Source organism: Verrucosispora sp. WMMC514, assembly GCF_027497295.1.
GTDB classification, from domain to species: domain Bacteria; phylum Actinomycetota; class Actinomycetes; order Mycobacteriales; family Micromonosporaceae; genus Micromonospora; species Micromonospora palythoicola.
On sequence record NZ_CP114906.1, the window covers coordinates 4,025,770 to 4,038,637 of the forward strand.

Below are 12,868 nucleotides of genomic sequence, written 5' to 3' on the forward strand. Positions count from 1 at the left end.
AGCACCATGAGCGAGCGCGACGCCCCGCAGCCGCATGACCACCCGTCGACGGGGGACGGCACCCGGTGCGTGCACGCCGGCCTGCCCGAGCCCACCCCGGGTGCGCCGTTCCTGCCCGGGCCGGTGTTCGCCGCGCCGTACCACCTCGACCCGTGGCAGGGCCCGGCGACGGCCCCGAACGGGTACGGGCGTCCGGACAACCCGACCCGCCGGCTGCTGGAGGCCGCGGTGGGTGAGCTGGAGGGCGGCGACTGCCGGGTCTTCGCCAGCGGCCAGGCGGCGATAACCGGGCTGCTGCTGGCGGTGCTGCGGGCGGGTGACGTGGTGGTGCTGCCCGCCGACGGGTACTTCCCGGTGCGCGCGTTCGCCACCGACACCCTCGCCGGCAACGGCGTGCGGGTGCGGTTCGCGCCGACCGCCGGCCCGTACCCGGACCTCGACGGGGTACGGCTGGTGCTGGTGGAGACGCCGGCTAACCCGGGACTCGACGTGGTGGACCTGCCGGCGCTCGCCGAGCGGGCGCACGCCGCGGGCGCCCTGCTGGCCGTGGACAACACCACCGCCACCCCGCTCGGGCAGCGGCCGTTGGACCTGGGCGCCGACGTGGTCGTGGCCTCCGGCACCAAGGCGTTGACCGGGCACTCCGACCTGTTGCTCGGCTATGTCGCCACCCGGTCGGCGGAGCTGCTGTCGACGGTCACCGCCTGGCGTACCGCGACCGGTGCCGTGCCGGGCGCGTTCGACGCCTGGCTGGCCCACCGGTCGCTGGCCACCCTCGACCTGCGCCTGGCCCGGCAGACGGCGAACGCGCAGGCGCTGGCCCGGCTGCTGGCCGAGCGCGCCGACGTCGCCGGGCTGCGCTGGCCCGGCCTGCCGCACGATCCGGCGCACGCGGTGGCGGTGCGCCAACTGCGACGGATGCCGGGCGTGCTCTCCTTCGATCTCGGCAGCGCCGACCGGGTCGCCCGCTTCCTCGACGCGGCCCGGCTGGTCGCCGCGGCGACCTCCTTCGGCGGCCTGCACACCACGGCGGACCGGCGGGCGCAGTGGGGCGACGACACGTCGCCCGGTTTCGTCCGGCTCTCCTGCGGGGTGGAGGACACCGCCGACCTGGTCGCCGACGTCGCGGCCGCGCTGGACGCCGCGGCCTGATGGGAGCGCCGGTCTTCCCGGTCGGGTACGACGCCCTGGTCGCCCAGTTGCGGCAGGCCGGCTGTGTGTGGGCCGAGGAGGAGGCCCGCCTGCTGCTGGCCGTCGACGGCGGCCCGGAGACGCTCGCGGATCTGGTCGACCGGCGGGTCGCCGGCGAGCCGCTGGAGTACCTGCTCGGCTGGGCGGAGTTCTGCGGCGAGCGGATCGAGGTCGACCCGGGCGTCTTCGTGCCCCGGGCGCGTACCGCCCTGCTGGTGTCGACGGCGGTGGCGGTGACCGTGCCGGCGGCGACCGTGGTGGAGCTGTGCTGCGGCTCCGGTGCGATCAGCCGGGTGCTGGCGCGTCGACTCGACGCGCCCCGGCTGCTGGCCGCGGTCGACGTGGATCCGGCGGCGGTGGCCTGTGCGCGGCGGAACCTAGCGGTCGCGGGGGTGCCGGTCCTCACCGGGGATCTGTTCGATCCGCTGCCGGCGGCCTGGCGTGGCCGGCTCGATCTGGTGGTGGCGAACGCCCCGTACGTACCGACGGTCGCGATGGCTCTGCTGCCTCCCGAGGCACGCCGGTACGAGTCCGCCGCGGCACTCGACGGTGGGCCGGACGGGCTGGCCGTGCTGCGTCGGCTGGCCGCTGCCGCGCCGTACTGGCTCGCGCCGGGCGGCCATCTGGTGGTGGAGGTGGGCCGGACGCAGGTCGAGCGGTTCCGGGCGGTGCTGAGCGAGGCAGGCCTGGTGCCGTCGGTGGTGCGTGACGACGTCGCCGACGCCACCGCGATGACGGGCCGATGCCCGGACGACGTGGCGGGCGGGCGGTACGAGAACTAGCCTCACGTCAGGCTGTGACGGTGGGAGGCGGAACTCGGGTGGACGGCGCGACGGTGGTGGTCGGGATCGACAACGGTGGCACGACCAACAACGCCACCGTGCTCACGCTCGACGGACGGTTCCTGGTCGATCGCCTGGTGGAGACGCCGAGCCGGGTGCAGGAGGGCCCGGAGGCGGCGGTGGCGGCGATGGCGGAGGCCTTCGACGGCGTGCTGGCCCGCACCGGGGTGTCCCGCGGTCAGGTCGGCGCGGTCGGTCTGGACACCCCCGGCCCGGCCAGCGCCAGCGGCGTCATCTCGTCGAAGGGGTCCACGAACTTCTCCCAGCCGGCCTGGCGCGGCTACGACGTCCGGGGTGCCCTCGAACGTCGGTTGGGGCTGCCGGTGATCTACCACAACGACGGCAACGCCGCCGCGCTCTACGCCCATCATGTCCACTTCGGGACCGACGCGATGCGGCGGTCGTCGGTGTCGGCGATCGTCGGCACCGGACTGGGCGGCGGCCTGGTCGAGCACGGCCGGGTGATCTCCGGGGCGGCGGGGATGGCCGGCGAACTGGGGCACGTGCAGATTCCGTTGACCACCGTGTTGGCACCGGGACAGCCGGTGCCGACCTGCGCCTGCGGTTTCGCCGGTGACGTCGAGAGCGTCGTGTCGTTGACCGCGATCGAGCACAACCTGCTGCCGTACTGGCTGACCCGCTTCCCGGGGCACGCGCTGGCCGGCGAGTCGCCGCAGCGGGCGGCGAAACTGGTACGCGGCTACGGCGAGCGGGGCGACGAGCTGGCCAGGGAGATCTTCGCCCAGCAGGCGAGGGCGCTCGGTGCCCTGTTCACCATCGCGGCGAACTTCACCGATCCGCACGCGTACTTCGTCGGCGGCGGGGTGGTGGAGACGGACCCGGCGTTCCGCGACTGGTTCCTGGCCGCCGTGCGGGAGCACACGCTGCTCCGGGTGGAGCAGGCCGCCCTGGCCACCTTCGCCCTGGTGCCGGACCGCGACATGGCCGGTGCGCGGGGCGTGGCGTTGGCGGCGCTGGAGGCGATCCGGGCGTTGCCGTCGCCGCCGCCGCTGGTCGGCGACTGAGCGGACGACGGCGGAGGGGCTGACCGGGCCGGCGGTGCCCTTACCGGCCCGGTCAGCGGCTCTGGGGTGCGGTTCCTCCGAGGCTCAGCGGGTCGGCGGCGCCTGGGTGAAGGCGCTCCACGCGGCCGGCGGGAAGCTCAGCAGCGGGCCGTGCGGGTCCTTGGAGTCGCGGACGGCGACGGTGCCGGGGACGATCGCCATCTCGACGCAGGCTCCCTCGTCACCGCTGTGGCTGCTCTTGCGCCATCCCGTCACGGTCACCGCCGCGCTGATCTCCGGTGTCATCGCCTTACCGTCCCTTCAGGAGTTCGAAGATTGCCTCGCGACTGTCCGTCGGGCTGAGTGCGACGGTGCGCAGGTGTTCCATGATCTTGGTGCAGGTACGCAGGTCGCCAGGACGGTCGAGGATCATCTGCCCGGCGACCGTCTCCACGGAGGCGATGATCGGATCCTCCGGATCGGCGAATTCGAGGATGTGCAGGGAACCCCGGGTGCCCCGGTGGTAGCCGGCGGCCAACGGGATCACCTGCACGGTGATGTTCGGCAGCTCGCTCATCTTGAGCAGGTGGCTCAGCTGGCCCTGCTGCGCGGCGTCGTCACCCACCGGGCGCAGCAGCGCGGCCTCGTCGATGATCGCGTCGAAGATCGGCGGGTCCTCCTCGAAGACCCGCTGCTGCCGGTCCAGTCGCATGCGTACCCGCTCCTCGACGTCGTTGTCGCTGAGGGTGTGCGGCCCGCCGCGCATCACGCCGCGGATGTAGTCGGCGGTCTGGAGCAGCCCCGGCACCACCGACGGCTCGAAGTTCGCGATGGCCACGGCCTCGGCCTCCAGCGCGATGAAGTCGATGGTGCGCCGGTCGAGCAGGTACGAGTAGGACACCCACCAACCCGGCTTGCGCGCGTCCTTGGCGAGTTGGACGGCGGCCGCGACCTCGTCCGCGCCGACCCCGTAGAGGGTGAGCAGGGCGCGCACGGTGGCCGGACTGACCAGGGTCTGCGCGTTCTCGTAGCGGGAGAGCGTGCTGCGGGTGCTGTTGATCTCGTCAGCCGCGGTCTCCAGGGTGAGGCCGGCGGCCTCGCGATGGTGGCGCAGGGCGATGCCCAACCGGCGGGCGCGTGCGGTCTTCGGAGCCATGGATAGATGGTCGCACATACTTGGGAAGCTGTACATGAGAGAACGCCGGTGAGAGTTGCATTCATGCCCATGAGGCTGTCAATCTGTTAGCGCGTCCTCACCGCCGGTTGTCGTGGCGACGGTGGTGGTGAGCGACCGGAGGGGATGGGGCGCGCGGCGGTCAGGTTTTTCCCCCGTACCTGACCGCCGCGTGCCACGCCAGTTGGTCGGCCACCGGAAGGGAATCGACGTGCGGACTGGTCAGCGGTTTTTCGGCGAGCGCCGGGGCGGCCGGCGATGACACGTTTCCTGGTGGTGCTGACCGACGTGCGCCCGTACGAGGTGGACGGCCGCAACGAGCGGCTGGCCCCCGAGCGTCGCCGCCAGGTGGTCGGCGCGAGCAGCCGCGAGGCGGCCGACCGGATCGCCGGGGCCTTCATGGCGCTGGGCATGGTGCGGGCCGGCCGGCAGCGGGTCAAGGTGCTCGCCATCGGCCGCCGGCACGCCTACGGCGAGCGTGAGTTGGCCGGCTGACCCGCGCCGGCCTGGTTACGTTGCGTATATGACTTGTTGACCGTTTGCGCCCGCGCTGCGTTGCCGCAGGGTATCGGCTCCCTTCGCCCGCCACGCACAGTAAGGTCATCCGGGAGAGCGCCAGCAGTGCGTCCCGGAAAGGTGATCACAGTGACCACCCCAGGCAAGACCCGCGTGGCGATCGTCTTCGGCGGCCGCAGCCCGGAACACGGCATCTCGTGCGTCAGCGCCGGCAGTGTGCTCGCCGCGCTGGACCCGGACGAGTTCGAGGTGGTGCCGGTCGGTATCACCCGGGCCGGCCAGTGGGTACTCACCAGCGGCGACCCCGGTCAGTTGGCCATCAACGCCCGCCGGCTGCCGGAGATCACCACGGCGTCCGGCACGGACATCGTGCTGCGTGCCGACCCCACCGGCGGTGGACTGCTGGTGCTCGACCCGACCGAGGGGCCCCGGGCGCTCGCCGACGTGGACGTGGTCTTCCCGGTCCTGCACGGTGCCTACGGTGAGGACGGCACCATCCAGGGCATGCTGGAGATGGCCGGCATCCCGTACGTCGGAGCGAAGGTCTTCGCCTCGGCCGCCGCGATGGACAAGGAGTTCACCAAGAAGCTCTGCGCCGCCGAGGGCATCCCGGTCGGCCCGTACGCGGTGCTGCGCAGCGGGACGACGCTCAGCGAGGCGGACAAGCGGCGATTGGGCCTGCCGGTCTTCGTCAAGCCCTCCCGGGCCGGCTCCTCCTTCGGCATCACGAAGGTCAACGACTGGGACGACCTGGACGCGGCCCTCGCCACCGCCCGGGAGATCGACGGCAAGGTGCTGGTGGAGGGCGCCGTCGTCGGTCGGGAGATCGAGTGCGGTGTGCTGGAGGGCGAGGCCGGCGGCGCGCCGGAGGCGTCCGTGCTGGCCGAGGTGCGGGTGGTCGGCGACTACGACTTCTACGACTTCGAGGCCAAGTACATCGACGCGGAGACCGCCTGCGAGTACGACATCCCGGCCGACCTGCCGGAGCGGGTCACCCGGCAGGTCCGCGACTACGCCGTGCGCGCGTTCACCGCGCTGGACTGCGCCGGCCTGGCGCGGGTCGACTTCTTCGTCACGCCCGACCTCGAGGTCTACCTCAACGAGATCAACACGATGCCCGGTTTCACGCCGACGTCGATGTTCCCCCGGATGTGGGCGGCCGCCGGCCTGGAGTACCCGAAGCTGGTCGACCGGCTCATCCGGACGGCGCTGACCCGGGGGCCCGGGCAGTACTGAGCCCCGCCGCGGCGGTTGACGCGCAGCCCCGGTACCGGGCGGGCCGGCCCGGAGGCGTCAGGAGGTGCAGCCGGACGGTGCCGTGCCGGAGGACCGGATCGACTCGACGATGGTGGCGGAGACCGGGGAGGCCCACTGCAACGCCTCGCCGTAGAAGTTCGGCACCCGCAGGGTCACCGCCGTCTCCCGGTCGACCGTGGTCAACTCCGTCGCGTCCGGCCCCTCCACCGCGTACCAGCAGACCGAATTGACCAGGTAGAGGTGGTCGTCGGGACGCACCTGCGGCGCGGCACCACCACAGGCCACCGTGAGCGCCGGGTCGCCGTACGCGGCGTTCTGCTCGGGACCGGCGCTCACCGGTCGTTGCGGCAGGTCGCGGATCGAGTCGGGCAGCTGCGACAACAGGGCACGACAGACGACGGTCGGGCGCTCGCCGAGCGGGGGAGCGGCCATCTCGACCGGCGCGGTGGAGACCGGGCCGGGGGTGCTCGCCGACGGCTGCGGCGCGGCGGCCGGCTCCTCCGGCGCGAGACTGTTCAGCGCGAGCGCGCCCACCAGCAGGGTCACCGGCAGCGCCACCGCGGTGGCGATCAGCGCCGCGCTGCGGTTGGTCCGGTCGGATGCCTTCGCGTCCGGCCGGTCGGCCTGGGCGACAGGGGAGTTCGAGTGCTCGTCCACTTACAGGCGCACCACCGAACACGTGAGGGTGCGGGTGATGCCGGGCACCATCTGCACCTTGCTGACGATGAGCTTGCCGAGCTCGTCGACGGTGTTCGCCTCGGTGAGCACGACCACGTCGTACGGCCCGGTGACCGCGTCGACGCGGACCACGCCGGCGAGGTCCGCGATGAGACCGGCCACGTCACGTGCCCGGCCGACCTCTGTCTGGATGAGGATGTACGCCTGTACCACGCTCGACCTCCCTCCGTCGCCGCCGGCAAGGCGGCCCGAAGGGAGAAAGTACCTTACGGACCAGGGCTGATCCCGATCGGTGGCCAAGGAGAAGCAGTGAGCGAGCGTAGCGAGCGAGCCGTCAGGCTCAGGGCGGTGGTGCCTCACGGCGGCGCGCAGCGAAGCGGAGCGCCGTCGTGAGCGAGCGCAGCGAGCGCAGGGGGGTGTCGTGGTGAGCGTCGCGGGTGTCGGCGAGTTCGGGCTGATCGACCGGGTGACCGCCCGGTTGTCGTACGGCGCGACGGTGCTGCTCGGCCCGGGGGACGACGCGGCGGTGGTCGCCGCGCCGGACGCCCGGGTGGTCGCCACCACCGACGTGCTGGTCGAGGGACGGCACTTCCGCCGGGACTGGTCCGGTGCGCACGACATCGGCCGGCGGGCGGCGGCGGCGAACCTCGCCGACGTGGCGGCCATGGGGGCCGAGCCGACGGCCCTGCTGGTGGCGCTCTGCGTGCCCGCCGACGTGGAGACCGGATGGATGGAGCAGCTCGCCGACGGTCTCGGCGCCGAGGCGGCCGGGGTCGGGGCCAGCGTGGTGGGCGGGGACATGTCGGCCAGTCCCACGCTCACCATCGCGGTCACCGCGCTCGGTGACCTGGGCGGTCGGTCACCGGTCACCCGGGCCGGCGCCCGCCCCGGTGACCTGCTCGCCCTGGCCGGTCGCACCGGGTACGCGGCGGCCGGGTTCACCGTGCTCTCCCGTGGGTTCCGCACGCCCCGGCTGCTGGTCGAGGCGTACCGGCGGCCGGAGGTGCCCTACCGGGCCGGACCGCAGGCAGCCCGGCTCGGCGCCACTGCCATGATCGACATCTCGGACGGGCTGCTCGCCGACCTCTCGCACGTGGCGAAGGCCAGCGGGGTGGCCGTCGACATCACCCGGGACGCCTTCGAGGTGCCGCCGCAGATGCGCGACGCCGCGCAGGCGCTCGGCGTCGACCCGTACGCCTGGCTGCTGGCCGGTGGCGACGACCACGCGCTGGCGGCTACCTTCCCCCCGGCGACGGCCCTGCCAGCGGGCTGGCGGGCGATCGGTCGGGTCACCGAAGGTGCCGGCGTGACCGTGGACGGCCGACCGTTCGACGGCCCGCCCGGATGGGACCATTTCCGCTGACCACCGGCCACCCGGCGGAGGGCCGCCGGTCGGGTCGTACCCTGCACGGGTGCCCGAAATCGAGATCCACACGGTGCCGTTCGACTCTCCGGTGGCCCAGCGGCTGATCACTGCGACCCTGGCCGACCTGGGCGCCCGTTACGGTGGCAGCGGCGACGAGACCCCGGTCGACGCGAGCGAGTTCGTGCCGCCGGCCGGGGCGTTCCTGGTCGCCCGGATCGACGGGCAGCCGGTGGGCTGCGGCGGCTGGCGCAGCCACGGCGACGGGACCGCCGAGCTGAAGCGGATGTACACCGCGCCGCAGGCGCGGGGGCGGGGGGTGGCCCGCACGGTGCTGGCGGCCATCGAACGCTCGGCCCGGGAGCACGGCCGCCGACGGATCATCCTGGAGTGCGGTGACCGCCAGCCCGAGGCGATCGCGTTGTACAAGGCGGCCGGCTACGAGCGGATCCCCAACTTCGGCTTCTACGCCGACGAGCCCGGCTGCCTGTCGTTCGGCCGCACGCTCTGAGCCCCCGGCTCATGCGGACACGACGACACCGGCGGGCCCGTCGGGGCCCGCCGGTGTGACGGTCGTGATGTCCGGGTGCTACCGCGTCAGGCGCGGGCGACCTTGCCGGCCTTGATGCAGGACGTGCAGACCTTCAGCTTCTTGGTCGTGCCGCCACCGGCCGGGGTGCGCACCGACTGGATGTTCGGGTTCCAGCGGCGGTTGGTCCGCCGGTGCGAGTGGGACACGTTGTGGCCGAAGCCCGGTCCCTTGCCACAGACGTCGCACACGCTAGCCACGGGATACTCCTGGGATTGAAACGTTCATGAAGTCGGCACCAGGCGCAGCCCGGGCAACCTGGCCAGGGTACCCGATGGGGGCACCGCACGCCCAACCGGGCTCGGCCACCCAGACGGCTCGGCATCCGACGCGGGCAGCACCGTGCCGGGAAACCCGACCGGGGCGCACCCACCCGGTGCCGGGCGAGTGTCAGCGTACGCCAGTAGGCTGCCACCGTGCTGGACACCCTCGACGCCGCCGCCGTGCGCCGCTGGTGCGCCAGCGGCCTGGCCGCGCTCAAGCGGCACCAGGGTGAGATCGACGAGCTGAACGTCTACCCGGTGCCCGACGGTGACACCGGCACCAACCTGGTGCTCACCCTCACCTCCGCACACCAGGCGCTCGCGATGGATCTCGACACCCACGCCGACGGCGTCGCGACCGCGCACGGGCACGCGTTGCGCCTGATGGCCCGGGGTGCTCTGCTCGGCGCGCGGGGAAACTCGGGGGTGATCCTGTCGCAGATCCTGCGCGGCCTCGCCGACGCGCTGGCCGCCACCCCCCAGGTGCGGGGCCGGGAGCTGGCGGCGGCGCTGCGCGAGGCGACCGACGCGGCGTACGCGGCGGTGGCCCGCCCGGTCGAGGGCACCCTGCTCTCGGTGGCCTCGGCCGCGGCCGACGCGGCCGAGCGGGTAGGCAGCGACGAGTTGCGGGTGGTGGCCCGGGCGGCGGCCGACGCCGCGGCCGACGCGCTGGCCCGTACCCCCGAGCAGTTGCCCGCGCTGGCCCGGGCCGGGGTGGTCGACGCCGGTGGGCAGGGGCTGTGCCTGCTGCTCGACGCGCTGGTCGAGGTGGTGGCGGGGGACAGCCCGGTGCGGCCGGCGTCCAGCGTCTCGTCGGTGCGGCCGCCGGTCACCGTCGCCCGGGAGACCGGCTCGACCGAGTTCGCCTACGAGGTGCAGTTCCTGCTCGACGCCGAGCCCGCCGCGGTGCGGCGGATGCGGGCCACCCTCGCCGACATCGGTGACTCCCTGGTGGTCGTCGGTGACCACGGCACCTGGCAGGTCCACGTGCACGTCAACGACGTCGGCGCGGCGATCGAGGCGGGCGTGGTCGCCGGCCGCCCGCACCAGATCGCGGTGACCCGCTTCACCGACCAACCGGAGCCTGTACCGCCCCGGTCCTCCGACGGGCGGGCCGCCGTGGTGGTGGCCGCGGGTGCCGGGATCGCCGAGTTGCTCGCCGCCGAGGGAGCGGTGGTGGTGCCCGGCGATCCGTCGACCGGCGAACTGCTCGACGCGGTACGCGCCACCGGCGCGGCCCGCGTGGTGGTGCTGCCCAACGGCCCGGCCGCGCAGGCGGTGGCGAACCAGGTCGTCGAGGAGGCGCACCGGCTGGGGGTGGAGGTGGCCGTGGTGCCGACCCGCTCACCGGTGCAGGCGCTGGCGGCGCTGGCCGTGCGCGATCCGGGGCGTCGCTTCGCCGACGACGTGATCGCGATGGCCGAGGCGGCCGGTGCCTGCCGGTACGCCGAGGTGTGCCGGGCCGGCCGGGACGCGCTCACCGTCGCCGGCCCGTGCCGCGCCGGTGACGTGCTCGCCCTGGTCGAGGGGGAGGTGAACCTGATCGGCGGGGACCTGGTGGACACCTGCGTCGCACTTGTCGACCGGATGCTCGGCGGTGGCGGCGAACTGGTCACCCTGCTCGTCGGCGCGGACGCACCCGACGGGCTGGTCGACGCGGTACGCACGCACATCACGGCGCGCTGGCCCTTCGTCGAGGTGCAGGCGTACCCGGGTGGGCAACCGCATCATCCGTTGCTGGTCGGTGTCGAATGACCGCCGAGCCGTCCGATCTGGACACCCCGCTGAAGAAGCTGGTCGGTGAGAAGACCGCCAAGGCGCTGGCCGGCCACCTCGACCTGCACACCGCGGGTGACCTGATCTACCACTTCCCCCGCCGCTACGACGAGCGTGGCGAGCACACCGACATCCGCACGTTGGACGTCGGCGAACAGGTCACCGTGCTGGCCCAGGTGCAGCGCACCGCCGTACGCCCGATGCGGCAGCGGCGGGGCAACCTGCTGGAGGTCACCGTCGGCGACGGCTCTGGTGGCAGCCTCACCCTCACCTTCTTCGGCAACCAGGCGTGGCGCGAACGGGAACTGCGGCCGGGCCGGTGGGGACTGTTCGCCGGGAAGGTCACCGAGTTCCGGGGTCGGCGGCAGCTCAACGGGCCGGAGTACGTCCTGCTCGGGGAGCAGACCGACAGCGAGGCGGCGGCCAGCGAGCAGATCGAGGAGTTCGCCGGGGCACTCATTCCGGTCTATCCGGCCGCCGCCGCGGTGCCCACCTGGGTCATCGCCCGCTGCGTCCGGGTGGTGCTGGACACGGTGGCCCCGCCGGAGGATCCGCTGCCGGCGACGGTGCGGGCCAGTCGGAACCTGGTCGGCCTGGGCACCGCGCTACGGGAGATCCACCGGCCGTCCAGCCGGGAGGAGCTGTACCGGGCCCGTCGGCGGCTGAAGTGGGACGAGGCGTTCGCCGTGCAGGTGACCCTGGTCCGCCGCAAGCGGGACGCCGCCGCGTCGCCCGCGCGCCCCCGACCGGGGCGACCGGGTGGTCTGCTCGACGCCTTCGACGCCCGGTTGCCGTACGAGCTGACCGCCGGCCAGCGTGACGTCGGCGTCGAGATCGCCGCCGACCTCGCGACCGGTCACCCGATGCACCGGTTGTTGCAGGGCGAGGTCGGCTCCGGCAAGACCGTGGTGGCGCTGCGGGCGATGCTCCAGGTGGTCGACGCGGGCGGCCAGGCCGCGTTGCTGGCCCCCACCGAGGTGCTCGCCGCCCAACACCACCGGGGCATGCTCGACCTGCTCGGCCCGCTCGCCCAGGCCGGTGAACTGGGTGCCGCCGAGCACGCCACCCGGGTGGAACTGGTCACCGGCTCGCTGGGCGCGGCGGCGCGGCGCCGGGCGTTGGCCGAGGTCGCCAGCGGCGCGGCCGGCATCGTGCTCGGCACCCACGCCCTGCTCTACGAGGGGGTCGACTTCGCCGACCTGGGTCTGGTCGTGGTCGACGAACAGCACCGGTTCGGCGTCGAACAGCGCGACGCGTTGCGGGCCAAGGCGGAGCAGCCGCCGCACGTACTGGTGATGACCGCCACTCCGATCCCTCGTACGGTGGCCATGACGGTCTACGGCGACCTGGAGATCTCCACCCTCTCCCAGCTGCCGCGCGGTCGTTCGCCGATCGCCTCGCACGTCGTGCCGGCCGCGGAGAAGCCGGCCTTCCTCGACCGTGCCTGGCGGCGGCTGCGGGAGGAGGTCACCGCCGGCCATCAGGCGTACGTGGTCTGCCCCCGGATCGGGGACTCGACGTCCGGGGCCGAGGAGGAGCCGCCGGCGGTCGACGACTCGGAGCGGCGGCCACCGCTCGCGGTGACCGACGTCGCGCCGTTGCTGGCCGACGGGCCGCTGCACGGGCTACGGATCGGTGTCCTGCACGGCCGGCTGCCGGCCGACGAGAAGGACGCGGTGATGCGCTCCTTCGCGGCCGGCCAGCTGGACGTGCTGGTGGCCACCACGGTGGTCGAGGTGGGGGTGGACGTACCCAACGCGACGATGATGGTGGTGCTGGACGCCGACCGGTTCGGCGTCTCGCAGCTGCACCAGTTGCGTGGCCGGGTGGGCCGGGGCAGCGCTCCCGGGCTCTGCCTGCTGGTGACCGAGGCGGCCGACGGCAGCGGGGCGCGGGAGCGGCTGGACGCGGTCGCCTCCACCACTGACGGTTTCAAGCTCGCCGAGCTGGACCTGGAACAGCGGCGGGAGGGGGACGTGCTGGGTGCCACCCAGTCCGGTCGTCGTTCGCACCTGCGCCTGCTGTCGTTGCTGCGCGACGCGGACCTGATCAGAGACGCTCGGGCGGAGGCGATCGCGTTGGTGGAGGAGGATCCGGAGCTGGTCCGACATCCGGCGCTCGCCGCCTCGGTCGCCGCGCTCGTCGACGAGGACCGCGCAGAGTACCTCGAAAAGGGCTGAGCAGCTTCGCCGGCCACCGGCCGTTCCGCTTGCCT

14 protein-coding genes are annotated in these 12,868 nt (G+C 73.5%); 9 read left to right on the forward strand and 5 right to left on the reverse strand.

What is annotated here, in order from left to right:
* Nucleotides 1-6: 6 nt before the first annotated feature.
* From O7597_RS18765 to O7597_RS18775, 3 genes are read left to right on the forward strand one after another with little or no spacing between them, the layout of a single operon-like run.
* The gene (locus O7597_RS18765; protein ID WP_281580284.1) at nt 7-1,152 is read left to right on the forward strand and encodes a cystathionine gamma-lyase; all 1,146 of its coding nucleotides are present in this window, start codon (nt 7-9) and stop codon (nt 1,150-1,152) included.
* On the forward strand, nt 1,152-1,973 hold the full coding sequence (locus O7597_RS18770) for a putative protein N(5)-glutamine methyltransferase (RefSeq protein ID WP_281580285.1): 822 nt from the start codon (nt 1,152-1,154) through the stop codon (nt 1,971-1,973). The genes O7597_RS18765 and O7597_RS18770 overlap by 1 nt, the downstream gene beginning before the upstream one ends.
* Nucleotides 1,974-1,993: 20 nt before the next feature.
* On the forward strand, nt 1,994-3,058 hold the full coding sequence (locus O7597_RS18775) for an ROK family protein (protein WP_281580286.1): 1,065 nt from the start codon (nt 1,994-1,996) through the stop codon (nt 3,056-3,058).
* A gap of 84 nt (nt 3,059-3,142) precedes the next feature.
* On the opposite strand, the gene O7597_RS18780 is transcribed toward O7597_RS18775, so the two are convergent.
* Nucleotides 3,143-3,343: a DUF397 domain-containing protein gene (locus tag O7597_RS18780; RefSeq protein ID WP_281580287.1), complete on the reverse strand. Its 201-nt coding sequence runs from the start codon at nt 3,341-3,343 to the stop codon at nt 3,143-3,145.
* Nucleotides 3,344-3,347: 4 nt separating this feature from the next.
* Entirely contained in the window at nt 3,348-4,193 is an 846-nt protein-coding gene (locus O7597_RS18785; RefSeq protein ID WP_269739422.1) for a helix-turn-helix transcriptional regulator, read from the reverse strand.
* 276 nt (nt 4,194-4,469) lie between these two features.
* Between O7597_RS18785 and O7597_RS18790 the strand changes: the two genes are divergently transcribed.
* Nucleotides 4,470-4,706 (forward strand): hypothetical protein, encoded by a 237-nt coding sequence (locus O7597_RS18790; protein WP_164445736.1) that lies wholly within the window; start codon nt 4,470-4,472, stop codon nt 4,704-4,706.
* A gap of 150 nt (nt 4,707-4,856) precedes the next feature.
* Nucleotides 4,857-5,963: a D-alanine--D-alanine ligase family protein gene (locus tag O7597_RS18795; RefSeq protein ID WP_269739421.1), complete on the forward strand. Its 1,107-nt coding sequence runs from the start codon at nt 4,857-4,859 to the stop codon at nt 5,961-5,963.
* A 57-nt stretch (nt 5,964-6,020) separates the two neighbouring features.
* On the opposite strand, the gene O7597_RS18800 is transcribed toward O7597_RS18795, so the two are convergent.
* Nucleotides 6,021-6,641 carry a DUF3515 family protein gene (locus tag O7597_RS18800; protein WP_281580288.1) on the reverse strand — a complete coding sequence of 207 codons (621 nt, stop codon included), beginning with the start codon at nt 6,639-6,641 and terminating at the stop codon, nt 6,021-6,023.
* A complete protein-coding gene (locus O7597_RS18805; RefSeq protein WP_013284547.1) occupies nt 6,642-6,875 on the reverse strand; it encodes an Lrp/AsnC ligand binding domain-containing protein in 234 nt (77 codons plus the stop codon).
* Between the two features lie 211 nt (nt 6,876-7,086).
* Here O7597_RS18805 and O7597_RS18810 point away from each other — a divergent pair, with 211 nt between their 5' ends.
* On the forward strand, nt 7,087-8,025 hold the full coding sequence (locus O7597_RS18810; RefSeq protein ID WP_269739419.1) for a thiamine-phosphate kinase: 939 nt from the start codon (nt 7,087-7,089) through the stop codon (nt 8,023-8,025).
* 49 nt (nt 8,026-8,074) lie between these two features.
* Nucleotides 8,075-8,536, forward strand: coding sequence for a GNAT family N-acetyltransferase (locus tag O7597_RS18815; protein WP_269739418.1), 462 nt, complete (start codon nt 8,075-8,077; stop codon nt 8,534-8,536).
* An 86-nt stretch (nt 8,537-8,622) separates the two neighbouring features.
* On the opposite strand, the gene rpmB is transcribed toward O7597_RS18815, so the two are convergent.
* Nucleotides 8,623-8,814, reverse strand: a complete 192-nt coding sequence (gene rpmB / locus O7597_RS18820; RefSeq protein ID WP_093401721.1) for a 50S ribosomal protein L28 — start codon at nt 8,812-8,814, stop codon at nt 8,623-8,625.
* Nucleotides 8,815-9,030: 216 nt separating this feature from the next.
* Between rpmB and O7597_RS18825 the strand changes: the two genes are divergently transcribed.
* Complete coding sequence (locus O7597_RS18825) at nt 9,031-10,632, forward strand: DAK2 domain-containing protein (RefSeq protein ID WP_281580289.1); 1,602 nt, start codon at nt 9,031-9,033, stop codon at nt 10,630-10,632.
* Nucleotides 10,629-12,833, forward strand: coding sequence for an ATP-dependent DNA helicase RecG (gene recG / locus O7597_RS18830; RefSeq protein ID WP_269739416.1), 2,205 nt, complete (start codon nt 10,629-10,631; stop codon nt 12,831-12,833). Before O7597_RS18825 ends, recG begins: the two co-directional genes overlap by 4 nt.
* The last annotated feature ends 35 nt before the right edge of the window (nt 12,834-12,868 follow it).

Bases quoted from the DNA above. Each gene is read 5' to 3' on its own strand.
- O7597_RS18765 (WP_281580284.1), top strand. From the start codon at position 7: ATGAGCGAGCGCGACGCCCCGCAGCCGCATGACCACCCGTCGACGGGG.
- recG (WP_269739416.1), top strand. From the start codon at position 10,629: ATGACCGCCGAGCCGTCCGATCTGGACACCCCGCTGAAGAAGCTGGTC.
- O7597_RS18785 (WP_269739422.1), bottom strand. From the start codon at position 4,193: ATGGCTCCGAAGACCGCACGCGCCCGCCGGTTGGGCATCGCCCTGCGC.
- O7597_RS18790 (WP_164445736.1), top strand. From the start codon at position 4,470: ATGACACGTTTCCTGGTGGTGCTGACCGACGTGCGCCCGTACGAGGTG.
- O7597_RS18770 (WP_281580285.1), top strand. From the start codon at position 1,152: ATGGGAGCGCCGGTCTTCCCGGTCGGGTACGACGCCCTGGTCGCCCAG.
- O7597_RS18780 (WP_281580287.1), bottom strand. From the start codon at position 3,343: ATGACACCGGAGATCAGCGCGGCGGTGACCGTGACGGGATGGCGCAAG.